We start from the raw sequence: 23,554 nt of genomic DNA, 5'->3' as shown, positions 1-23,554 counted from the left end.
CTATTCAGCACGCCAGATACCGTAAAATAATCAATACGTTATTGTAACTACTTCATTACAGCGTCCTGCGCTGCGAACGAAGAATAAAAACATCACGAGGTTTGTATGGAACAACAGCAAGGCGAAGCGCTGAAACGTGGTCTCAAGAACCGCCATATTCAGCTCATCGCGCTGGGTGGTGCAGTGGGAACCGGCCTGTTTCTGGGCAGTGCATCGGTCATTGAATCCGCCGGACCGGCCGTAATTCTGGGCTATGCGATTGCCGGTTTTATTGCCTTTTTAATCATGCGTCAGTTAGGCGAAATGGTCGTGGAAGAGCCGGTCGCCGGCAGCTTCAGCCACTTCGCGTATAAATACTGGGGCAACTTTGCAGGCTTCGCCTCAGGCTGGAACTACTGGGTGCTCTATGTGCTGGTCGCCATGGCGGAACTCACCGCCGTTGGCAAATATGTCCAGTTCTGGTGGCCAGACTTTCCGACCTGGGCTTCGGCTGCCATCTTCTTCGTGATGATTAACGCTATCAACCTGACCAACGTGAAAGTGTTTGGTGAGATGGAGTTCTGGTTCGCCATCGTTAAAGTGGTTGCGGTGATTGGCATGATCCTGTTCGGAGGCTGGTTGCTGTTCAGCGGTCACGCGGGTCCGCAGGCTACCGTGCGCAACCTGTGGGAACAGGGCGGATTTTTCCCGCATGGCATCGGCGGTCTGGTGATGGTCATGGCGATTATCATGTTCTCGTTTGGTGGCCTGGAGCTGGTGGGTATCACCGCCGCTGAAGCGGATAACCCGGAAGTGAGCATTCCAAAAGCGACCAACCAGGTGCTGTGGCGTATTCTGATTTTCTACATTGGTTCGCTGGCGGTGCTGCTGTCACTGATGCCGTGGACGCGTGTCACGTCAGAAGTCAGCCCGTTTGTCTTTATCTTCCACGAGCTGGGCGATGCCATGGTGGCGAATGCGCTCAACGTGGTCATCCTGACAGCGGCGCTGTCGGTCTATAACAGCTGCGTTTACTGTAACAGCCGTATGCTGTTTGGTCTGGCACAGCAGGGTAATGCGCCAAAAGCGCTGCTGAAAGTCGATCGTCGCGGTGTGCCGGTGTTAACGATTCTGGTCTCTGCTGTCGCCACTGCGCTCTGTGTGCTGATCAACTATCTGATGCCGGGTGAAGCGTTTGGTCTGCTGATGTCGCTGGTCGTCTCTGCGCTGGTGATCAACTGGGCGATGATCAGCCTGGCGCACCTTAAGTTCCGTCGTAAGAAAGATAAGCAGGGCGTAACCACCCGCTTTAAAGCGCTGCTCTATCCGGCCGGTAACTGGATTTGCCTGATTTTCCTGGCGGCGATTCTGGTACTGATGGCGACCACGCCGGGCATGGCGATCTCTGTCTGGCTGATTCCGGTCTGGCTGGTGATTCTGGGCGTGGGTTACTTTATCAAGAACCAGACACAGAAAGCCTGATGCTTTACCATGTGCTGCGACCTCCTGCGGGGTTGCAGCACGTCACTCACGCCCTCCTGCCCGTCTCAACTGCCCCGATCCAGTTCACACTTCTCTTCCCGCAACTGTTTTGTCCATCTTCATAACGAATTACTCCCGTTCATCTCGCTGATTTCCTGCCAATAATTCCTGTTCACACTGGATGCGCAGGAGAAAACCATGAAAGGTACAGCCCTCCCGTTTCGGGAAAAACTGGGATATGGCATGGGCGATGCCGGATGCAACATGATTGGCGGTGCCATCATGCTGTTCCTGAACTACTTCTATACCGACGTTTTCGGCCTGGCCCCGGCGCTGGTGGGAACCCTGCTGCTCTCGGTCAGAGTGCTCGATGCAGTAACCGATCCGATTATGGGCGCGATCGCCGATCGCACCCAGAGTCGCTGGGGTCGTTTTCGTCCCTGGCTGCTGTGGGTTTCCGTACCTTATGTGGTGTTCAGCGTTTTGATGTTCACCACGCCAGACTGGACCTATCACAACAAGGTGATCTGGGCCTTCGTCACCTACTTCCTGATGTCGCTGACCTACACGGCGATTAACATTCCTTACTGCTCTCTGGGCGGCGTGATTACTAACGATCCCGGTGAGCGCGTCTCCTGCCAGTCATACCGCTTTGTCATGGTCGGCATCGCTACGCTGATACTCTCTCTGTCCCTGCTGCCGATGGCAGAGTGGTTCGGTGGCGAAGACAAAGCGCGCGGCTACCAGATGGCGATGGCGGTACTGGCAACCATTGGCCTGGCGATGTTTCTGTTCTGCTTTGCCACGGTACGTGAACGTATCCGCCCTGCCGTGCCGAGTAATGATGACCTGAAAAAAGATCTGCGTGACGTCTGGAAGAATGACCAGTGGGTACGCATTCTGCTGCTGACCTTCTGTAACGTCTGTCCCGGCTTCATCCGCATGGCGGCCACCATGTATTACGTGACCTGGGTCATGGGCCAGTCGACGCACTTCGCCACGCTGTTTATCAGCCTGGGTGTGATTGGCATGATGGTCGGCAGCACGCTGGCGAAACTGCTCACCGATCGCTGGTGCAAACTCAAAGTCTTCTTCTGGACCAATATCGCGCTGGCACTCTTCTCCAGCGGTTTCTACTGGATCGATCCCCACGCCACCGTGATGGTCGTGATCGCCTACTTTGTGCTGAATATCCTGCATCAGATCCCCTCTCCGCTGCACTGGTCACTGATGGCCGATGTGGATGACTACGGCGAATGGAAAACCGGCAAACGCATCACCGGCATCAGCTTCTCCGGCAACCTGTTCTTCCTCAAGGTGGGACTGGCGGTTGCCGGTGCGATGGTCGGCTTTCTGCTGTCGATCTATGGCTACAATGCGGGCGCTAAGCAGCAGTCACCTGAGGCAATTAACGGCATCATGCTGCTGTTCACCATTATTCCGGGTGTCGGCTATCTGATTACCGCCGGTGTGGTACGACTGATGAAGGTCGACCGCAAAATGATGATTACCATCCAGCAGGATCTCGCGCTGCGCCGCGAAAACTTCCATGAGTTACACACTGTCCGCCTGCGCGACGGTGCTGCCCCGCAAACAGGAGATGTAAAATGACCCCAGACTGGCCGAATCCTTTTATCGAGCAGCGCGCCGACCCCTTTATCCTGCGCCATGAACAGTACTATTACTTTGTGGCATCGGTGCCGGAGTATGACCGGCTGGAGATCCGTCGCGCCACGACGCTGGCTGGCCTGCGCAGCGCCGAGCCGGTAGTCGTCTGGCGCAAGCCCGAGAGCGGCCCCTTTAGCGAGTTAATCTGGGCACCTGAGCTGCACTACATTGACGGACAGTGGGTCATCTATTTCGCGGCAGCACCGACGCGTGAAATCAAAGAGGGACTGTTTCAGCACCGGATGTATGCGCTGGTGTGTGAGGCGGAAGATCCGCTGCAGGGCGATTGGCAGCCCTGCCGCCGGGTCTTCAGCCAGTTCGACAGCTTCTCACTGGATGCTACCCACTTCGTGCATCAGGGTAAAAACTGGTATCTCTGGGCGCAGAAAGATCCATTGATTCCCGGCAACTCTAACCTCTATCTGGCTGAGTTGCTTAATCCCTGGACGCTGAAAGGCACGCCGGTGATGCTGAGCCGGCCAGAATATGAGTGGGAGTGCGCAGGCTTTAGCGTTAATGAAGGACCGGCGGTTATCCGTCACGGGGATCGGCTGTTTGTGACCTACTCTGCCAGCGCCACCGATGAGAATTACTGTCTGGGGATACTGTCGATTGACGTTGATGCCGACCCGCTTGATGTCGCCGCATGGCAAAAGTCTGCACGGCCGGTATTTGTCTCCAGCTGGGACAACCATCAGTATGGACCGGGTCACAACAGTTTTACCCAGGATGAGGCGGGACGCGACGTGCTGGTATACCACGCGCGTAACTACACTGAAATTGAAGGCGATCCGTTATGGGATCCGAACCGCCATACCCGACTGAAATATTTCAGCTGGCGGGAAGATGGCACGCCTGATTTCGGCGTGCCGCCTGCCGATTACACCAGCGTGCCGTAAATCGTCAGCAACGCGACAGCGACAACCAGTACCAGTGAGGTACGTTTCGCTAACGCCACGGCAACCCGTGGCGTTTCGACTTTATCGGTGTGCGGATCGCGTGACAGTGAGAACTGCGCCAGGGTCGTCAGCACCTGATACTGAGAACGATGCCGATCGGTCAGCGAAGCAAACCAGGCGGGCAGCGCTTTTTCGCCATGACCCAGCAGGGCGTAAGCCACACCCGCCAGCCGCGCAGGGATCCAGTCGAGAAGATGCAGAATGGCATCCACGCCAGATTGTGAACGCGCCATCGGTGTTCCGTGCTTTGCCAGCCAGCCTTGCCAGGCCCGCAGAAAAGCGTAACCCACCAGCAGCACCGGCCCCCACGGACCGCCTACCACCAGCCAGAACATTGGCGCAAGGTAGAAACGGAAGTTTATCCAGATCAGGGCATTCTGCAGCTCACGCAGGAACTCGCGCTCGCTGCATTCCACCGGCACGCCATGAATCAGCGTCAGTTCAGCCGCCATCGCCTGATGCGCAGCGTCGTCATCATGACTGGCCGCTTTCAGGTAGCTGTGGTAGTGCTGTCGCACCGACCCCGCACCGATACAGAGCAGTCCGGCAACAATCCAGAAGAGCAGTTGCAGCACGCCAAACAGCAGCCCTTTCAGACTCCAGATCACCAGCGCGGTCAGCGCCATCGCCAGCACGGTCATCAGCAGGGTACGCATCATTGAGAAATGGTGGCGCTGGCGAAAGATCGGCTCCAGCCGGTGTTCGAGCTGCCAGTGCTCGCCCAGTTTAAACAGGCGCTCCCAGCCTAAAACCAACAACAAGGTAAACAACGTCATACTGACTCCGCAAAAATCAGGATTTTTGCTGCGTTAACAGCTGTTTGAAGTAGTCCCAGTCAAAAGCAGGTCCGGGATCGGTTTTGCGTACCGGTGCGATGTCACTGTGCCCCGTGATACGTGCAGGCGTTAACGGGTAGTGTTGCAGCAGTAATTGCGTCACCTGCTGCAAGGCCCGATATTGCGCCTCGCTATAAGGCTCACTGTCTGTCCCTTCCAGTTCGATGCCTATGGAGAAGTCGTTGCAGTTCTCACGTCCTTCGAACTGCGAAATGCCTGCATGCCAGGCGCGTTTATCAAAGGGGACATACTGCACGATCTCCCCGTCACGGCGAATCAGGCAGTGTGCCGCCACTTTCAGCGCGGCGATATCCGCAAAATAGGGATGGGCATCGGGCGGTAAGGTGCCGGTAAACAGTTTATCGATCCATGGCCCGCCAAATTCACCGGGTGGCAGGCTGATATTGTGGATCACCAGCAGTGAAGGTGCCTCATTATCAGGGCGTTCGTTGCAATGCGGCGACGGCACATGACGCACGCAGGTCAGCCAGCCCTGTTTGATTTTCATAGCGGTTTTCCTTATTTCACCTGGCTGAGAATAGCATGAATAATAAAGGATTCTTGCTTCTTAGTGTGCCGGTCTGATGACATTCACGCACTGCGTGTTAAGGATACTAAACAAAATACTATCAGTTGCTGGAACCGAATGGCGGTTCAGGCTATTGTGACCGCCTCTGTCATTTCCCCTTTCAGGAGTAAAACGCCTATGTCATCCCGTGGTTATGATCCCGACAGCCGTCGTCAGGCGCTGATTAAACGCATTGAAAGTGACATTCCGGATAGCGTTGCGCTGGCGTTAAAAGAGGATCTCGGGGGCGAGATCGACGCTGACCGCGATATCACCGCGCAGCTGTTACCCGCCGATACCCAGGCCGATGCGCAGGTCATCACCCGCGAAGCCGGTGTTTTCTGTGGTAAACGCTGGGTTGAAGAGGTGTTCATTCAGCTCGGCTCACACGCGATCCTGATCTGGCATGTCGAAGATGGTGATCAGATCGAGGCTGACCAGCTGCTGTTTGAAATCGAGGGGCCTGCCCGGCTGCTGCTGACCGCCGAGCGAACGGCGCTTAATTTTGTGCAGACGCTCTCAGGCGTTGCTACCGAAGTCAGCCGCTATGTCGCGCTGCTGGTGGGAAGCCAGACGCAACTGCTGGACACGCGTAAAACCCTGCCCGGACTGCGGACTGCGCTGAAATATGCCGTGTTGTGCGGCGGTGGCAGCAACCATCGGCTGGGCCTCTCTGACGCTTATCTCATCAAAGAGAACCATATTATTGCCAGCGGTTCGATTCGGCAGGCAGTGGAAAGAGCGCAATGGTTGCAGCCCGATGTGCCGGTTGAAGTTGAGGTGGAATCGCTGGAGGAGTTACGTCAGGCGCTGGAAGCGGAAGCCGATATCGTGATGCTGGATAACTTCAGCCTGGAAGCGATGCGTGCCGCCGTCGAACTTAATCAGGGTCGGGCGTTGCTGGAGGTCTCCGGTAACGTCACCGAAACTACCCTGCCACAGATCGCCCTGACCGGCGTGGACTATGTTTCGGTTGGCGCGCTGACCAAGCATGTGCGGGCGCTGGATCTCTCGATGCGCTTTAAACAAAAATAGCCTGCCTCGCCGTCACTCAGCACGGCGATTTTGCGAGCCTGCTTCCGGCGCAGTTTCGACTGCGCTGTAAGTCTGAAATCTGTTCACATCACGCTTTCCAGTTTGCCCATCTCTGCCTGTCTTTTACTGCCCCCGATTTTTAACCTGTCGCCTTCTTAATACGGAGACGATGTGATGAATTATCAACGTGGATTTACGCTGGTTGAACTGATGATTGTGGTAGGTATTGTGGCAATCTTAAGTGCCATCGGCCTGCCCGCTTATCAAAATTATCTGCAGCGTGCTGCCCTTACTGACATGCTGCAAACCATGGTGCCCTATAAAACCGCTGTTGAGCTTTGCGCCATGGAGCGCGGCGGCCCGATGCAGTGCCAGGCCGGAGAAGCGGGTATTCCTGCTGCCAGGGGATCGCGCTATGTCTCGGCACTGAGCGTGACCAACGGGGTCATTACGCTGACCGGCCAGGAGAGCCTGAATGGGCTGAGCGTTGAAATGCTGCCGCTCTGGGACAGCACCGAGGGCGGCATCAGCTGGCAACGCAGCTGCACCAGCAGCAACAATAGCCTGCGTGACAATTGCCTGCAGCAGTTCCGCTTTGCGGATAAAGGAGCCAGCGATGAGCAAGCCTGATGAGGCGATCGCGGCATTATGTCAGCGCTATCGTGCCCTGGTTTTGCACCATGATGCCAGCCAGCTGCGTGTTGCCGTCGCGGAGAGCGTGCCACCAGGGCTGGCTGAAGCCCTCCATTTTGCCAGCCAGTGTCAGATTGAAATCGAGTGCTGGCCGCAGGCCCGGCTCGACCAGCTTCAGCACGCTGGCACACCGCTTGTAGCGCGCGAAGAGGCACCAGCAGAATCAGCGATCGAAGCGACACAGCTGATCCTGCGTCAGGCGCTGGAGCGTCGCGCCTCTGATGTCCATATCGAACCCGGCCGTGATGGCCTGCGGGTGCGTTTGCGTATCGATGGCGTATTGCACCCTCTATCTTCCCTGCCCGTCACCCAGCCTGCTGCGCTGCTGGCGCGACTGAAGATCCTCGGCGGACTGGATATCGCCGAACGCCGGTTACCGCAGGATGGTCAGTTCAGTCTGGAGATCGCTGGTAAACCCGCCTCTTTTCGCCTGGCCACCTTACCCATCTACGGTGGTGAGAAAGCGGTGGTCCGGCTGTTGCAGAGTGAAAGCGCGGCGCTGTCGCTGGATAAGCTCGGCTTACCCGCCGCGCAGTTGCGCCTGTTCTGCGCCGCGCTGGCGCAGCCGCAAGGGCTGATTCTGGTCACCGGGCCAACCGGCAGCGGCAAGACGTTTACGCTCTATAGCGGACTCAGTGCCCTGAATACGCCGGAAAAAAATCTGTGCAGCGTTGAAGATCCGATTGAGATCCCCCTGCCCGGCATTAACCAGACGCAGATCCATGCTAAAAATGGCCTCGATTTTAATCGCGTGCTGCGGGCGCTGCTGAGACAGGATCCGGATGTAATCATGGTCGGGGAGATCCGCGATGCTGAAACGGCGGAGATTGCGGTTAAAGCGGCACAGACCGGGCATCTGGTGCTGTCGACGCTGCACACCAACTCCACCGCCGAGACCCTGACCCGGCTACGACAGATGGGTATTCCCGGTTATCTTCTGGGGTCGGCGCTGAAACTGATTGTTGCTCAGCGCCTGGTTCGACGCCTCTGTCCCCACTGCCGTCAGCCCGCTCAGGCGGTGGCGCACTATCCTGCGGAACTCTGGCCCGGTACCTTGCAAACCTGGCGAGCTCCCGGCTGCGACCACTGTTTTTCCGGCTATTTTGGCCGGCTGGCGCTGTTTGAACTGCTGCCGATCAATGCCAGGCTGCAAAATGCGATCGCTGCCGAAATGCCGCTGGAGAATCTGCTCAGTCTGGCGAAACAGCAGGGATTACGCACCCTGCTGGTGTCCGGCCTGGAAGCGGTAAGCCGGGGCGATACCTCGCTGGAAGAGATGCAACGGGTGATTGGGCTGGACGATGGCTGATGCGTCTTTATTTCGCTGGCAGGCGGTCGATAGCCAGGGCCAGTTAGTCAGTGGCCAGCTACTGGCTATCGACAGTGATAACCTGCTGCTGATGCTGGCGCAGCGCGATCTTCTGCCGGTAAGCTGGAAACGAGAAAAAGTGTGGCGTCAGAGGGAGTGGAAGTGGCAGCACAAAACCGATCTGATTCGTCAGCTGGCAACCCTGCTCAAAGCGGGACTGCCGCTGGCAGAGAGTCTGGCTTTGCTGGCTGAGGGCCATCCGCATGCAGGCTGGCGTGCTCTGATGCTTGTCCTGCATCATCGGGTACTCAGCGGTGCTCCTTTTTCTCAGGCTTTACGCGAATGGCCGCAGATTTTTCCGGCACTCTATCCGGCCCTGATGGAGGTGGGCGAACTGACCGGTCAGCTGGATACCTGCTGCAGTGAACTGGCCCGGCAGCAGATCCGGCAGCAGCAGTTATGGCATCAGGTGGCGAAGGCGCTGCGTTATCCTCTGTTCATTCTGCTGGTGGCGATTGCGGTCACCTGCGGCATGCTGCTGTTCGTGCTGCCAGAGTTCGTTGCCGTCTATGACTCCTTTGATGCCCCCCTGCCCGCCTTTACGGCAGCGGTAATGCAGTTATCTGCCGCGCTTCAGGAGTGGGGAACGGTGTTAGCCATCGGCGTATCGCTGATGCTGGCAGCCTGGCATCAGTTACGACGACGCTCTGCGGGCTGGCAGCGCCGTGAACAGGCCATTTTCATGCGCATCCCGCTGCTTTCCGGGTTATGGCGTGGCACGCAGCTGACGCAGATCTATACCATTCTGAATCTGACACAGCGCGCCGGGTTAACTTTGCTACAGGGACTGGCAGCCGTTGAAGTCACGCTCTCATCATTGCTATGGCGGGAAGCAATGGCCGGACTGCAGCAGCACATTGCTCAGGGGAATCCTCTGCATCAGGCGCTGATGCATCATCCGCTGTTCACACCATTATGCGGTCAGCTGGTTCGCGTCGGCGAAGAGGCGGGTGCGCTGGATTTAATGCTGGCTCGTCTGGCGGAATGGCATGAGGCAGAAACCCGAAAGCGCGCTGACACACTGGCTGCTTCGCTGGAACCGATGATGATGGTGGTGATCGGCGGCATTGTCGGCACGCTGGTGATTGCGATGTATCTGCCGGTGTTCGGGCTGGGTGATGCGATGCATTAAGGGGCGCAGGCTGCGCCCCGGATGACTATCGGTTGAAAACGCGGTTTTCCTGCTCATTAACCCGGATAAAGGTGGTGCGCTTGGTCAGCTCTTTCAGCCGCTCCGCGCCCACGTAGGTGCAGGCGGAACGCAGTCCACCCAGAATATCGCGCGCGGTGTCAGCAACCGGGCCACGCAATGGCAGCTTCACCGTTTTACCTTCTGCTGCGCGATATTGCGCGACACCGCCAACGTGACGCTTCATCGCCGATTCGGAACTCATGCCGTAAAACAGCATAAAGCTTTCGCCATTCTCTTCGACCACCTGCCCTTCACACTCATCATGTGCCGCCAGCATGCCACCCAGCATCACAAAGTCGGCACCGCCGCCAAACGCTTTAGCAATATCGCCAGGCACTGAACAGCCGCCATCACTGACAATCTGTCCGCTTAAGCCATGCGCCGCATCGGCACATTCAATGACAGCGGAAAGCTGCGGATAGCCCACGCCGGTTTTCACCCGGGTTGTACAGACCGAACCCGGGCCAATGCCGACTTTAACGATATCCGCGCCAGAGAGAATCAGCTCTTCCACCATTTCGCCCGTTACCACGTTACCGGCACAGATGGTTTTAGCCGGGAAGGTTTCACGGGCGCGCTGCAGAAAATCAACAAAATGCTGAGAGTAACCGTTGGCCACGTCGATACAGATAAACTGCAGATCGTCTGACAGCGCCATAATCGCGACCAGTTTATTGAGATCGGCCTCCGAGGTGCCGGTTGAAACCATCACATGTTTCAATGCCGTCGCGGGGACGCGCTGAATAAATGCGCGCCACTCATCTACGCTGTAATGCTTATGGACTGCTGTAAGGATATTGAAGCTGGCCAGCGCCTCAGCCATTGAAAATGTGCCGACGGTATCCATGTTGGCGGCGATAATCGGTACGCCGCTCCAGCTCAGGCCCGAATGTCTGAAGGTAAAGCTGCGTTCCAGCTCAACCTGTGAGCGACTTTGCAGCGTGGAGCGTTTGGGGCGGATTAAAACATCTTTAAAGCCCAGTTTTAAATCTTCTTCAATACGCATAAACAGTGTCCTGGTAAGTGGCAATGAATCGTCGTTCACGAAGTAAGCACAGCTCCAGTGACGTTATGATACGCGCCTCTCGCTGCGCGACAAGACTGCGAATTTCACTTTATTTACGCTACAATCCGTTAAATTTAATTGTGGTTTATCGGTGTGATCTGACGCGCATTTTTGCGTTTTTTATACAGATCATTACCCTGAAGCCCTGTCGAAAAGAGAAGTCAGGTGAGAAACATGCCCTATATCGTCGCGCTTACAGGGGGGATCGGCAGTGGTAAAAGTACGATTGCCCAGGCATTCGCAGCGTCTGGCGTGGAAATTATTGATGCTGACCTGATAGCACGTGAAGTTGTCGAACCCGGCACACCCGCTCTGCAGGCCATTCAGGCGCGCTATGGCTCGTCGATAGTGACTGATGAGGGGAAGCTTGATCGTAGCCGGCTTCGCGACATTATTTTTCAGCAGCCGGAAGAGAAAAGCTGGTTAAACGCGCTGCTGCATCCACTGATTAATGCCCGGACGCGTCAATTGATCGCCGAAGCCACCACACCTTATGTGCTCTGGGTGGTGCCGCTACTGGTGGAAAATCAGTTACAGCACCAGGCTGATCGGGTACTGGTGGTGGATGTTGATGAGGCAACGCAGTTAGCGCGCACCCGGCAGCGTGATCATCTTTCCGTCGCGCAGGCAAAACGCATTCTTGCCGCACAGGCGACGCGCCAGCAGCGCCTCGCCTGTGCCGATGACATTATTGATAACAGTGGCGAGCCCGACGACGCCTTGCCGCAGGTTGCCGAACTCCATCAGCGCTATCTCAGGCTGGCGGCAACGAAACAGGATTAATACCATGAGCACACCCGTTCTGTTTGAACACCCTCTGAATGAAAAAATGCGAACCTGGTTACGGGTTGAGTTTTTGATCAATCAGTTAGATGAAATTGTCCCACTGGATAAAACCGTTAATGCGCTGACCTTTTTTCGCCTGATTAGCGAACTGCTCGACATTTTTGAGCGTGGCGATATGCGTACTGAATTGTTAAAAGAGCTGGAGCGTCAGCAGCAAAAGTTACGTGCATGGGCTGATGTGCCAGGTGTTGATATGACGCTGGTTAATGCCCTGCGCGATAAACTCAAAATTCAGTCGACGCAGTTAATGAATGCCCCACGTATGGGCCAGCAACTCCGCGAGGACCGTCTGATTGCCCTGGTGCGGCAGCGCCTGAGCATCCCTGGTGGATGCTGCAGCTTTGATTTGCCAGGCCTGCACATCTGGCTCCATCTGCCACAGGAAGCACGCGATGCGCAGGTCGAAGCCTGGATGCTGACGCTGGAGCCACTGCATCATGCGCTGGCGATGATACTGGATCTGATCCGCCAGTCCGGCGCGTTTCATGTGCAGACCAGCCTTAATGGTTTTTATCAGGATAATGCCGAAGGCGCCGATCTGTTGCGACTGCAGTTGTCGCTGGAGGATGCGCTCTATCCACAGGTGTCCGGACATAAAAGCCGCTACGCCATTCGTTTTATGCCGCTTGATAGTGAGCGTGGTGAAGTTCCGGCCCGCCTTAATTTTCAACTGGCCTGTTGTTAGAGGTAAAAATGCAGCAAGAAGTGATGACCGTTGCCTGTCCGCAGTGCGGCAAAGATGTGATCTGGGATGAACTCAGCCCGTGGCGCCCCTTTTGCAGTAAGCGCTGCCAGCTCATTGATTTAGGTGAGTGGGCCGCAGAAGAGAAACGCATTCCCAGCCGCGACGATATGAACGACAGTGACAACTGGAGTGAAGAAGATCGCTGACAGCCGAACCGGATGGGGCGCGCAGCCCCATCCGCTCAGAGTTCGCCGGCGATCAGACGCGCAATCAGCTGATGATTCGCGGGCGGAAACTCCTCCGCGACCAGCGCATGCTGATCAACCCAACGCTGCGGCTGACCCTCTTTGCCCCACGGCTCTCCTTTCCACCCTTCAACCAGAAAGAAATGCAGCGTCACGCGCAGATCGTCATAACTGTGGTCTGCATGACCAATCGGGCGTGCCTCGGTGACCTCAATCCCGGTCTCTTCCTGAAGTTCCCTTATCAATCCCTGTTCGGCGCTTTCGCCCGCTTCAATCTTACCGCCAGGAAACTCCCACTTGTTCGCCATGTAAGAGGTCGCCGCGCGCTGGGCAAGGAAAATTTGTTTACTGGCATTGCGAATGATGCCAACTGCAACCTGCAGGTGCTTCATGAAGACTATCCGGTAGTAATGGGTGAATGAAGCCTGATTTTAGAGCATGCCGTAGCGGATGTTAACCGCTTTAGCTCAGCGGAGTCGCTGTTGCCTGGGTGGCAGAGACCATAAAAAAAGGAGCCAGCGGCTCCTTTTTTATTAGCATTCAGTCTCAGGCGATGCGGCCATGACACTGCTTGTACTTTTTACCGGAACCACATGGGCAGGGATCGTTGCGGCCGACTTTGCGTTCACCACTCTGCTCCGCCACAGGCTCTGCGGCTGCCAGCAGATCCTCTTCAACATGGCTCAGTTGCTGTTGCTGTGCCAGACGTTCAGCTTCTTCGCGACGTTGTTGCTCCATCGCTTCAACTTCCTCTGGCATGCGCACCTGCACTTTGCTCAGCGTACTGATCACTTCATATTTCAGTGATTCAAGCATCGCGGCAAACATGGCGAAGGATTCACGCTTGTACTCCTGCTTCGGATCTTTCTGCGCATAGCCGCGCAGATGGATGCCCTGACGCAGATAGTCCATCGCGGCCAGATGCTCTTTCCACAGCGAATCCAGCGTCTGAAGCATCACGCCTTTTTCGAAGTTGCGCATCATCTCTGCGCCAACGATCTCTTCTTTCTCAGCGTAGCTTTCCATAGCATGGGTCATGATGCGCTCACGCAGCACTTCTTCATGCAGGTCAGGCTCTTTATCCAGCCACTCTGCAATCGGCAGGTTCAGATCGAAGTCAGTGCGCAGACGCTCTTCCAGGCCTGGCACGTCCCACATCTCCTCCAGCGACTGCGGCGGAATGTAAGTATCGATGGTGACTTTGTAGACGTCGTGGCGAATGCTGTTGATGGTTTCGCTAACGTCAGACACATCCAGCAGCTCGTTACGCTGACTGTAGATGGCGCGACGCTGGTCATTAGCCACATCATCATATTCCAGCAGCTGCTTACGAATATCGAAGTTACGGCTTTCAACTTTGCGCTGGGCATTGGCAATCGCTTTGGTGACCCACGGATGCTCAATCGCTTCGCCTGGCTTCATGCCCAGTTTACGCATCATATTCGAGACGCGGTCTGAGGCAAAAATACGCATCAGCGCATCTTCCATCGACAGGTAGAAGCGAGAAGAACCGGCGTCACCCTGACGACCTGCACGACCACGCAGCTGGTTGTCGATACGACGCGATTCGTGACGCTCTGTACCGACGATGTGCAAGCCACCTGACGCCAGTACCGCATCATGACGAATCTGCCATGCCGCTTTAATCTCTTCGATTTGCGCTTCAGTTGGCTCTTCCAGTTCAGCCACTTCAGCGTGCCAGCTGCCGCCCAGCATAATATCCGTACCACGTCCGGCCATGTTGGTGGCGATAGTGACCGCACCCGGCTGACCAGCCTGCGCCACGATATCCGCTTCGCGGGCGTGGAATTTGGCGTTCAGGACGTTATGTTTGATACCGGCACGGGTCAGTTCGTTAGAGACCACTTCTGATTTCTCAATCGAGATGGTTCCCACCAGCACCGGCTGACCATTGGCGGTGCGCTCACGGATATCTTCGATAATGGCATCGATCTTCTCTTTCTCGGTCATGTAGACCAGGTCAGCCAGATCTTTACGCACCATCGGACGGTTGGTCGGCACGACAATGGTGTCGAGCTTATAAATGGAGCTGAATTCAAATGCTTCGGTATCTGCGGTACCTGTCATACCGGCCAGCTTCTCGTAAATACGGAAGTAGTTCTGGAAGGTGATAGAGGCCAGCGTCTGGTTCTCGTTCTGGATCTCAACGCCTTCTTTCGCTTCAATCGCCTGATGCAGACCATCAGACCAGCGACGGCCCTGCATGGTACGGCCGGTGTGTTCATCAACAATCACCACTTCGCCATCTTTCACGATGTAATCAACATCGCGGGTAAAGAGTGCGTGCGCACGCAGCGCCGCAGTGACGTGGTGCATCAGCATGATGTTGGTCGGAGAGTAGAGTGACTCGCCCGCTTCCATGATGCCCTCGCTGACCAGCAACTCTTCCACTTTGACCAGACCGCGCTCAGACATGTGAGCCTGACGCGCTTTTTCATCGACCCAGAAGTCGCCTTCACCCTGATGGGTTTCGGTATCTTCTTTATCCTGGCGAACCAGATGAGGGATGATCTTGTTCACTTTGGTGTAAAGCTCAGAACTGTCTTCTGCCGGACCAGAGATGATCAGCGGTGTACGCGCTTCATCGATCAGGATGGAGTCGACCTCATCCACCAGCGCATAGTGCAGTTTACGCTGTACACGCTCTTCCGGGCTGAAAGCCATGTTGTCGCGCAGGTAGTCGAAGCCATATTCGTTGTTGGTGCCGTAGGTGATGTCTGCTGCGTAAGCTTCACGCTTTGCCACCGCCGGCAGGCCCGACATGTTGATACCAATAGTTAAACCCAGGAACTCAAACAGCGGACGGTTATTTTCCGCATCACGCTGTGCCAGATAGTCGTTGACGGTAACCACGTGAACGCCTTTGCCGGACAGCGCGTTCAGGTAGGCTGGCAGCGTTGCGGTCAGCGTTTTACCTTCACCGGTTCGCATCTCAGCAATGCAGCGATCGTTCAGCACCATACCGCCGATCAGCTGCACGTCGAAGTGACGCATCCCGAACACGCGTTTACTCGCTTCACGCACGGTTGCGAACGCTTCCGGGATCAGGCTTTCCAGCGATTCACCTTTTTTCAGGCGTTCGCGGAACAGGTCAGTTTTCGCTTTCAGTTCATCATCAGAGAGCTTCTCAAAATCGGGCTCCATCTTATTGATGACGTCCACCACTTTACGCATACGACGCAGGGTACGATCGTTACTGCTACCAAAAACCTTGGTTAAAATTTTGCTTAACATAGTAAATATATTCTCAATTCAGCCGGAGCATTCCGGACTGCGAAATCTTAACAGAGTGAATAAAACCAAAAATATTAGCAGAACAATCGGGCAGGTCCGGCGCGAATGCCATGCACGCTGGCATGCCACTCTACCCATGAACGGGTAACGGCCGTGAAAAGAGGCGGCGTAGAGATCTGCTGCGGTGCAGTGTGCAGCGCAGAATGTGATGTCAGTAAACTATGCAGTGAGTCGATCAGCGCCAGCTTTTGTGCCGCCAGCGGTAATGCCTGTTGCTCCGCCTGCGCCTGGGGCGCCAGCGTGAAAGAAAGATGACGAATAACGGTACGGATGGCGTGCTGATGCCAGTAATCCACGCTGAAGCTCGGGCGTCGGGACGCTTCCTGCAGCCGGATCAGGTGATCAAAGCGTGTGGCATTGCCAAGAAAGAGACTGCTGGCCGGAGATTCAGACGAGGCGTTGAGTTCGGAGCTTTGCGCACAGGCTGGCAGGCCAAAGCTGGCCGCTACCATCCCTAACAGGAGATGAGGCCAGAAGTAGCGTCTACCTAATTGTCGCCAGCGCAGAAGAATCCCGATCACAACCTTTCCATCGCGCATGCTCTGTTGCGCTCTTGTTTTCTGGTACCCGCCGCGAGCCGCAACGGATTTCGGCCTGTAAAAGCGCCACAGATAGTATCATTAATGTGGGGCATCCACACCTGGGATTAAAGTGATGGCGAGAGAAAACGCGTGTGATTGTTCAGCAAATCAGCAGAACAGACAACGCTTTGCGAGCGAGGTCGCAGTCATCAGGCGTGTGATGAGAGGCAATAAAAAACGGCTGGCGCCGCTGACCGGAGAGGGTGTCAGCATAACCAGCCGTTTCACGTTCCGGGGTAATTAAGCCAGAACCAGATTCGGTGCTTTGAATGCCAGCGGCAGTTCAGCTTCGTCTTCGAAGGTTGCCCATTCCCAGGCTTCCTGCTTAGCCAGAACCGCTTGCAGCAGCTTGTTGTTCAGCGCGTGGCCCGATTTGAACGCAGTGAATGCGCCAATGATGTTGTGACCACACATAAACAAGTCGCCAATCGCGTCCAGCATTTTGTGACGGACAAACTCGTCCTCAAAACGCAGGCCTTCTTCATTCAGTACGCGGAAATCATCCAGACCTATCGCACAATCTAAGCTACCGCCCAGGCACAGGCCTTTAGACTGCAGATATTCGATTTCACGCATAAAGCCAAATGTACGCGCCCGGCTGATTTGACGAACAAAGGCGTCAGCAGAGAAGTTCATCGCATAACGCTGTGAGCTGGAATCGATAGCCGGGTGTTTGAAGTCGATGGTGAAATCGAGTGAGAAGCCGTTAAACGGTTTGATCTCGGCCCATTTGTCACCCTCTTCCACACGCACGGTCTGCTTAACACGCACAAATTTCTTCGCGCTGTTGAGCTGCTCAATACCCGCATCCATCAGCAGATAGATAAACGGTGCTGCGCTGCCATCCATGATCGGGATTTCTGGCGCATCGACTTCAACAATAATGTTGTCGATACCCAGACCCGCCAGGGCGGCATTGAGGTGTTCAACCGTGGAAATACGCACGCCTTCATCATTCACCAGGCAGGTACTCAGCATGGTGTCGCGCACGTATTTTGCATCAGCCGGAAAATCTACCGGTGGATTCAAGTCGGTGCGACGATAGATGACCCCGGTATTAGCCGACGCAGGGCGTAATGTCAGGGTGACTTTTTTGCCGGTATGTAAACCGACACCAGTCGCCTGAACAATACGTTTTAATGTCCTTTGTTTGATCATCGTATTATCTCGCAATATCACCTGTCCGACCGCCAGTATACTTTACCAGCGGACAGAGACTTTAGCACAAAGAGCGGAGAATCCCAATTATAGGGTTAATCCTAATCGGCCTGCTTACGTAAAAAGGCCGGAATATCAAGATAATCGGGCTCTTTGTTCGACTGCGCAGCCTGGTCGTTAACGACTTTGGCAGCAGGTTTCTGCTCCTGCGGCAGCGGTGACATACCGTGCTGCTGATAGCGATGATCCATCACTGGCTGACTGGCTGGCTTGTTGGTTACCAGGGTGATTTCAGGACGCTTGTCCATGCCGATACCGGTTGCCACCACGGTGACGCGCAGTTCGTCATTCATTTCCGGATCCAGTGAAGTACCGATCACGACGGTCGCGTTGTCAGAGGCGAAGGCGCGGATAGTGTTACCCACGGTCTCGAACTCATCCAGACGCAGGTCGAAGCCCGCCGTAATGTTGACCAGCACGCCACGCGCACCAGAAAGGTCGATATCTTCCAGCAGTGGGCTGGAGATCGCCATTTCAGCCGCTTCTTCCGCACGATCTTCACCGCACGCGACGCCTGAACCCATCATCGCATAGCCCATTTCGGACATGACGGTACGCACGTCAGCAAAGTCGACGTTCATCAGGCCAGGACGGGTAATCAGCTCAGCGATACCCTGAACGGCGCCTTTCAGCACGTCATTAGCTGCACCAAACGCATCCAGCAGAGAGATACCACGGCCCAGCACTTTCAGCAGCTTGTCGTTTGGAATGGTGATCAGTGAATCGACATGCTTAGAGAGTTCGGCGATCCCCTGCTCGGCAAACGCCATGCGCTTTTTGCCTTCGAAGTTGAACGGCTTGGTGACAACCGCCACCGTCAGGATACCCAGCTCCTTAGCCACTTCAGCCACGACAGGCGCTGCACCGGTACCGGTACCGCCGCCCATACCTGCTGCGATGAAGACCATGTCTGCCCCTTCCAGCGCAGAACGCAGTGCTTCGCGATCTTCTTCTGCAGAGTTACGGCCCACTTCCGGGTTCGCACCCGCACCCAGACCTTTGGTAATGTTATTACCGATCTGAATGGTCTGGCCGACAGCTGTTTTACGCAGCGCTTGCGCGTCGGTATTCACAGCAAAGAATTCCACACCTTCGATACGCTCGCGTACCATGTGCTCTACGGCGTTACCGCCGCCGCCACCGACGCCGATGACTTTAATCACCGCGTCGTTGGTTAATTCCATAGGTTCAAACATGATTTCTCTCCGTTATGTGCCTGTCGCCTGGAGATCACTAAAGAAAACAGCATGATCCCCTTTCACAAAAATTAAAACTCTTTTTTTAACCAACTGTTAATACGCTTGAACCAGTTACCTACTGAGACCCGTTTTTCGGTCTCTGCATCACCGTTCATGTGCGACTCTTTGCCGTAATGCAACAGTCCCACGGCAGTGGAGTAGTACGATTCCTGCGCATAGTCAGTCAGGCCGGTAATATTCAGCGGCTGTCCGATACGCACCTGCGTATGGAATACGCGTTGCGCACAGGCCGCCAGTCCTTCGATTTGCGCTGCACCACCGGTCAGGACAATGCCTGCGGCTAAGTGATGCTTCACGCCCTGCTGACGCAGTTGTTCCTGTAACTGCAGAATCTCGTCATTGACCAGATTCAAAAGTTCGGTGTAACGCGGCTCAATCACTTCAGCCAGCGTCTGACGTTGCAGGCTACGTGGTGGACGTCCGCCCACACTCGGCACCTCAACGTTCTCGTCTTTGCCGACAATCGAGCCCAGCGCGCAACCATGGCGCACTTTGATCGCCTCAGCATCCGTTGGTGGTGTGCCAAACGCATAGGCGATGTCGCTGGTAACGACGTTGCCTGCATACGGAATAACCTTAGTGTGCCGTAAAGCGCCGCCGGTATATACGGCTATGTCCATTGTACCGCCACCAATATCGACAACACACACGCCCAGCTCACGTTCGTCTTCAGTCAGAACGGCAAAACTGGAGGCGAGACCGGCAAAAATCAGCTGATCCACTTTCAGCCCGCAACGTTCAACGGCTTTAACGATGTTCTTCGCCATATCGTTGTGGCAGGTGATCAGATGCACTTTCGCCTGCATACGCACGCCGGAAAGCCCGACCGGATTTTTAATCCCTTCCTGATAGTCGATGGCGTATTCCTGAGGAATGACGTGCAGGATGCGATGCTCGTCACGTACTCTCACCGATTTGGCGGTATGTACGACGTTCTCTACATCATCCTGAGTCACTTCCTCTTCGGAAATCGGAACCATCCCGATTTCGTTCTGACAACTAATATGTTTGCCCGATAAAGCAAGGTAGACGGAGGAGATCTGGCAGTCTGCCATCAGCTCAGCCTGATCGATGGCGCGCTGAACGCATTTCACCACCGACTCAAGGTCGTTTACGCCACCTTTATCCATACCGCGGGAAGGGCAGCTGCCCACCCCAATAATGTTGACCATACCATCGGGCAGAACTTCCCCAACCAGGGCGGCAACCTTCGCAGTGCCGATTTCGAGTCCAACTACCAGTTTTCTGTCCGTTGCCTTGATCATTGTTGTTTAGCCTGTGCCTGGTTCTGTTGCTGATTACTGTCCTGTGGCTCCATCACGATCGGTGTCCAGCCAACAGAAGCGCCAGAGTCGTATCGTAAATCCACGTAGCTGATACGTTTGCTCTCGTTCTGACCTTGCTGTTGCAGCACCGGGTAGAGCTCAATAAAGCGATTCAGTCGTTTCATGGTGTCGCTGCGGCCCAGTTCGATACGAACATCGTCGCTGGTGACCAGCTGCCATGAACGCCGCGCCGTCATCGACGCCACCTTCAGAGTAAACTTCCGGGCTTTCAGCACATCATCCATGCTGTGATAGCCCGCCAGGACCTCTTTCTCACTCCCTTCCGGCCCGTACAACATCGGCATTGTCTCTTTGCCGACATGACTGGCGGGTACGCTGAAGGAGACACCCTCAGCATCCACCATGTGCAAATCGTTCCAGCGCGCCACCGGTGTGTACTCCACAAGGTGGATCTTCAGTTCGTCCGGCCACTGCTTACGTACGCTGACCTGCTTAATCCAGGGCAGCCGCTCAATCTGCTGCTGCAGGATGTCCACGTCCTGAGACATAAACGTACCAGGCGGACCCAGCGACAAAATCGCCTGACGAATATCATCGTGTGTGGTGTAGTGCGTCTGTCCTGTCACCACCAGTTTTGACAATGGCAGCCGGGACGCATCGTTCATCCACTTCAGTACCACCAGCCCGCCGGCAACCATAATCCCGATGACGATCAGCAGAAAAATAATGCCGAACAGTCGGGCACCGTTACTGCGCCCGGTGCGAATACGCTCCTGCGGTTCACGGTTTCGAACTCTCATCGCCGCCTGTGACATATCAGTCGGCCAGCTCCAGAATATGGGCAACCAGCTGCGGGAAGCTCATGCCCGCCTGTTTCGCTGCCATTGGCACCAGACTGTGGCTGGTCATGCCCGGTGAGGTATTGGCTTCCAGTAACTGAAAGCGCCCTTCCCCGTCGGTCATCACATCAACCCGTCCCCAGCCGCGACATCCCAGCGCACGCCAGGCCGCCAGTACCAACTGCTGTAATTCCGCTTCACGTTCAGCGCTTATATCGGCCGGACAGACGTACTGAGTATCGTCAGAAATGTATTTAGCTTCATAGTCATAGAACTCGCTGGCGCTCTTTATTTCAATCGAGGGCAGAATACGATCGCCCACAATCGCGACGGTGTACTCCGCGCCGCTGAGAAACGCTTCGACCAGCACGTCATTGTCGTGCTTAAACGCCATGTCCAGTGCCGCCGGCAGCGCGCTCAGATCGTTAACCCGACTGATGCCTACGCTGGAGCCTTCACAGGCTGGCTTCACAAATAGTGGCAGGCCAAGCGCCGCAATTGCCGCGTTGTTTTCTGCGTCCAGACCGGCATCAAACTGCTGACGCGTCAGCCAGACAAACTTTCCTGACGGTAAACCGCGTCCCTGCCACAGCAGCTTGGTGCGCAGCTTATCCATAGTCACGGCCGATGCCATCACGCCGCTGCCGGTGTACGGCAGTTGCAGGAACTCCAGCACCGCCTGCAGCGTGCCATCTTCTCCGCCCCGGCCATGCAGTGCGATAAAGGCTTTGGTAAAGCCCTGCTCTTTCAGCGTCAGCACAGAGACATCACGGGTATCGATGCCATGCGCATCAATGCCCATTTCCCGTAATCCGGCGAGGACGGCCTGACCTGAGTTCAGCGAAACCTCGCGCTCTGCCGAGGTGCCACCCATTAATACTGCAACTTTATCCGCCATGACGATCCTCCGCTTTGCGTTCCGGCTGGAGCTTAGTGTCAGCCAGCTTGCGGGCAACCTTGCCGACGTTACCGGCTCCCTGCACCAGAATCAGGTCATTGCCTGACAGTAGCGGTGCCAGCATCTCTGGCAGCGCGTCATGTTCCGGCACCAGAATCGGATCCACCTTGCCGCGATTACGAATCGCACGGCACAGCGAACGGCTGTCAGCACCCGGAATAGCGGTTTCACCGGCAGAGTAAACATCCAGCATCAGCAACACATCCACATGCGACAGTACGTTGGCGAAATCATCAAACAGATCGCGGGTACGGCTGTAACGGTGCGGCTGAAACACCATCACCAGTTTTTTATCCGGCCAGCCTGCACGCGCGGCTTTAATTGTCGCGTCCACTTCGGTGGGATGATGACCGTAATCATCAACCAGCATCGCGGTGCCCGGCTGTCCGTTGACCGGCTCTGTCGGGAATTCACCCAGCAGATCAAAGCGACGGCCCGTGCCCTGGAAACTCTCCAGCGCAGCCAGGATAGCATTGTCTTCAATGCCCTCTTCACTGGCGACGGCGACGGCGGCTGCCGCATTCAGGGCGTTGTGGCGACCCGGCGCGTTCAGCGTAATCTGCAGCGGTGCTTTATCCTGACGGATCAAGGTGAAATGCCCCTGCGCGCCACTCTGTTCATAATTTTCAATGCGCAGGTCAGCATCATCACTGAAACCGTACGTGGTGATATGGCGTCCCACGCGTGGGATCAGGTCACGAATAACCGCATCATCCACACACATCACCGCACGACCGTAAAACGGCAGGTTGTGCAGGAAGTTAATAAACGTCTGCTTCAGGTTCTCAAAATCGCCCTGATAAGTGTCCATATGATCAGCTTCGATGTTAGTCACAATCGCCACCATCGGCTGCAGATGCAGGAACGACGCATCACTCTCATCCGCTTCAGCAATCAGATACCGGCTGTGACCCAGACGGGCATGGGTGCCTGCTGCTTTGACCAGTCCGCCGTTAACAAAAGTCGGATCGAGACCCGCTTCCGCATAAATACTCGACACCATCGCCGTGGTGGTCGTTTTGCCATGGGTACCCGCAACGGCGATGCCGTGACGAAAACGCATCAGCTCAGCCAGCATCTCCGCACGACGGATCACCGGGATACGCTGTTCACGTGCCGCCACCAGTTCTGGGTTATCCTGCGAAACGGCGCTGGAAACCACCACGACGCTGGCATCGGTCACGTTTTCGGGGCGATGGTTAAAATAAATGGTGGCACCCAGCGCAATCAGGTTCTGCGTCACCGGGTTAGGGGCCAGATCTGAACCGCTGATATGGTAGCCTTCATTTGCTAACACTTCGGCAATACCGCCCATGCCAGCACCGCCGATGCCGACAAAGTGGATGTGCCGGACGCGACGCATCTCGGGCACGATAGAACGCAGTTTTGCCAATTGTTGTGTATTCATCGCTCTCAGTTACCTGCTATTTCAGTTTGTACCCAGTCCGGGTACAGGCCAGACACGCTGACCGGAA

General features: G+C 55.6%; 22 protein-coding genes. 10 read left to right on the top strand and 12 right to left on the bottom strand.

Features of this window, described 5'->3' with window-relative positions; translation table 11 throughout:
- Window positions 1-105: 105 nt before the first annotated feature.
- The 3 genes from aroP (at window position 106) to NR201_RS17660 (ending at window position 4,028) form a co-directional block, all read left to right on the top strand.
- Entirely contained in the window at window positions 106-1,461 is a 1,356-nt protein-coding gene (gene aroP, locus NR201_RS17670; protein ID WP_033756570.1) for an aromatic amino acid transporter AroP, read from the top strand.
- A 198-nt stretch (window positions 1,462-1,659) separates the two neighbouring features.
- Window positions 1,660-3,072, top strand: a complete 1,413-nt coding sequence (locus NR201_RS17665) for a glycoside-pentoside-hexuronide (GPH):cation symporter (RefSeq protein WP_154209893.1) — start codon at window positions 1,660-1,662, stop codon at window positions 3,070-3,072.
- Window positions 3,069-4,028 (top strand): family 43 glycosylhydrolase, encoded by a 960-nt coding sequence (locus NR201_RS17660; protein ID WP_033756565.1) that lies wholly within the window; start codon window positions 3,069-3,071, stop codon window positions 4,026-4,028. The genes NR201_RS17665 and NR201_RS17660 overlap by 4 nt, the downstream gene beginning before the upstream one ends.
- Here the strand turns inward: NR201_RS17660 and ampE are convergent.
- Together ampE and ampD are read right to left on the bottom strand one after the other, a co-directional pair.
- A complete protein-coding gene (ampE, locus tag NR201_RS17655; RefSeq protein WP_022625416.1) occupies window positions 4,010-4,864 on the bottom strand; it encodes a beta-lactamase regulator AmpE in 855 nt (284 codons plus the stop codon). The genes NR201_RS17660 and ampE overlap by 19 nt on opposite strands.
- Window positions 4,865-4,880: 16 nt before the next feature.
- Window positions 4,881-5,432, bottom strand: coding sequence for a 1,6-anhydro-N-acetylmuramyl-L-alanine amidase AmpD (gene ampD / locus NR201_RS17650; RefSeq protein ID WP_256850039.1), 552 nt, complete (start codon window positions 5,430-5,432; stop codon window positions 4,881-4,883).
- A 198-nt stretch (window positions 5,433-5,630) separates the two neighbouring features.
- Between ampD and nadC the strand changes: the two genes are divergently transcribed.
- The 4 genes from nadC (at window position 5,631) to hofC (ending at window position 9,721) form a co-directional block, all read left to right on the top strand.
- On the top strand, window positions 5,631-6,527 hold the full coding sequence (gene nadC / locus NR201_RS17645) for a carboxylating nicotinate-nucleotide diphosphorylase (RefSeq protein WP_256850038.1): 897 nt from the start codon (window positions 5,631-5,633) through the stop codon (window positions 6,525-6,527).
- A gap of 174 nt (window positions 6,528-6,701) precedes the next feature.
- Window positions 6,702-7,157 (top strand): prepilin peptidase-dependent pilin, encoded by a 456-nt coding sequence (ppdD, locus tag NR201_RS17640; RefSeq protein WP_033767922.1) that lies wholly within the window; start codon window positions 6,702-6,704, stop codon window positions 7,155-7,157.
- Window positions 7,144-8,529: a type II secretion system protein GspE gene (gene gspE / locus NR201_RS17635; RefSeq protein WP_010253919.1), complete on the top strand. Its 1,386-nt coding sequence runs from the start codon at window positions 7,144-7,146 to the stop codon at window positions 8,527-8,529. The genes ppdD and gspE overlap by 14 nt, the downstream gene beginning before the upstream one ends.
- Window positions 8,522-9,721 (top strand): protein transport protein HofC, encoded by a 1,200-nt coding sequence (hofC, locus tag NR201_RS17630; protein ID WP_256850037.1) that lies wholly within the window; start codon window positions 8,522-8,524, stop codon window positions 9,719-9,721. Before gspE ends, hofC begins: the two co-directional genes overlap by 8 nt.
- Window positions 9,722-9,746: 25 nt before the next feature.
- Here the strand turns inward: hofC and NR201_RS17625 are convergent, their stop codons facing one another.
- On the bottom strand, window positions 9,747-10,787 hold the full coding sequence (locus tag NR201_RS17625; RefSeq protein ID WP_256850036.1) for a GMP reductase: 1,041 nt from the start codon (window positions 10,785-10,787) through the stop codon (window positions 9,747-9,749).
- 234 nt (window positions 10,788-11,021) lie between these two features.
- Here NR201_RS17625 and coaE point away from each other — a divergent pair, with 234 nt between their 5' ends.
- From coaE to yacG, 3 genes are read left to right on the top strand one after another with little or no spacing between them, the layout of a single operon-like run.
- Window positions 11,022-11,630: a dephospho-CoA kinase gene (coaE, locus tag NR201_RS17620; RefSeq protein WP_172608967.1), complete on the top strand. Its 609-nt coding sequence runs from the start codon at window positions 11,022-11,024 to the stop codon at window positions 11,628-11,630.
- Between the two features lie 4 nt (window positions 11,631-11,634).
- Window positions 11,635-12,378: a cell division protein ZapD gene (zapD, locus tag NR201_RS17615; protein WP_033756556.1), complete on the top strand. Its 744-nt coding sequence runs from the start codon at window positions 11,635-11,637 to the stop codon at window positions 12,376-12,378.
- Window positions 12,379-12,386: 8 nt separating this feature from the next.
- Entirely contained in the window at window positions 12,387-12,584 is a 198-nt protein-coding gene (yacG, locus tag NR201_RS17610; protein ID WP_010253903.1) for a DNA gyrase inhibitor YacG, read from the top strand.
- 35 nt (window positions 12,585-12,619) lie between these two features.
- Here the strand turns inward: yacG and mutT are convergent, their stop codons facing one another.
- The 9 genes from mutT to murC all read right to left on the bottom strand — a co-directional run bounded on the left by mutT (window position 12,620) and on the right by murC (window position 23,487).
- On the bottom strand, window positions 12,620-13,015 hold the full coding sequence (gene mutT, locus NR201_RS17605) for an 8-oxo-dGTP diphosphatase MutT (RefSeq protein WP_010253900.1): 396 nt from the start codon (window positions 13,013-13,015) through the stop codon (window positions 12,620-12,622).
- 154 nt (window positions 13,016-13,169) lie between these two features.
- A complete protein-coding gene (gene secA / locus NR201_RS17600; RefSeq protein ID WP_010671827.1) occupies window positions 13,170-15,878 on the bottom strand; it encodes a preprotein translocase subunit SecA in 2,709 nt (902 codons plus the stop codon).
- Between the two features lie 74 nt (window positions 15,879-15,952).
- Window positions 15,953-16,459, bottom strand: a complete 507-nt coding sequence (gene secM, locus NR201_RS17595) for a secA translation cis-regulator SecM (RefSeq protein WP_231113919.1) — start codon at window positions 16,457-16,459, stop codon at window positions 15,953-15,955.
- Between the two features lie 300 nt (window positions 16,460-16,759).
- The gene (gene lpxC, locus NR201_RS17590) at window positions 16,760-17,677 is read right to left on the bottom strand and encodes a UDP-3-O-acyl-N-acetylglucosamine deacetylase (protein ID WP_010253894.1); all 918 of its coding nucleotides are present in this window, start codon (window positions 17,675-17,677) and stop codon (window positions 16,760-16,762) included.
- Window positions 17,678-17,778: 101 nt separating this feature from the next.
- The gene (gene ftsZ / locus NR201_RS17585) at window positions 17,779-18,933 is read right to left on the bottom strand and encodes a cell division protein FtsZ (RefSeq protein WP_010253892.1); all 1,155 of its coding nucleotides are present in this window, start codon (window positions 18,931-18,933) and stop codon (window positions 17,779-17,781) included.
- 71 nt (window positions 18,934-19,004) lie between these two features.
- Complete coding sequence (gene ftsA / locus NR201_RS17580; RefSeq protein ID WP_010253890.1) at window positions 19,005-20,261, bottom strand: cell division protein FtsA; 1,257 nt, start codon at window positions 20,259-20,261, stop codon at window positions 19,005-19,007.
- Window positions 20,258-21,097 (bottom strand): cell division protein FtsQ, encoded by an 840-nt coding sequence (gene ftsQ / locus NR201_RS17575; protein WP_010253887.1) that lies wholly within the window; start codon window positions 21,095-21,097, stop codon window positions 20,258-20,260. Before ftsQ ends, ftsA begins: the two co-directional genes overlap by 4 nt.
- Window position 21,098: 1 nt before the next feature.
- A complete protein-coding gene (locus NR201_RS17570; protein ID WP_010671826.1) occupies window positions 21,099-22,019 on the bottom strand; it encodes a D-alanine--D-alanine ligase in 921 nt (306 codons plus the stop codon).
- Window positions 22,009-23,487: a UDP-N-acetylmuramate--L-alanine ligase gene (gene murC, locus NR201_RS17565; RefSeq protein ID WP_010253883.1), complete on the bottom strand. Its 1,479-nt coding sequence runs from the start codon at window positions 23,485-23,487 to the stop codon at window positions 22,009-22,011. Before murC ends, NR201_RS17570 begins: the two co-directional genes overlap by 11 nt.
- Window positions 23,488-23,554: the final 67 nt, after the last annotated feature.

Source organism: Pantoea sp. Fr-CA_6 (assembly GCF_024520895.1).
GTDB lineage: Bacteria > Pseudomonadota > Gammaproteobacteria > Enterobacterales > Enterobacteriaceae > Pantoea > Pantoea agglomerans.
Note: the sequence above shows the minus strand (reverse complement) of the source record. Positions and strands in the feature narration are given on the sequence as shown.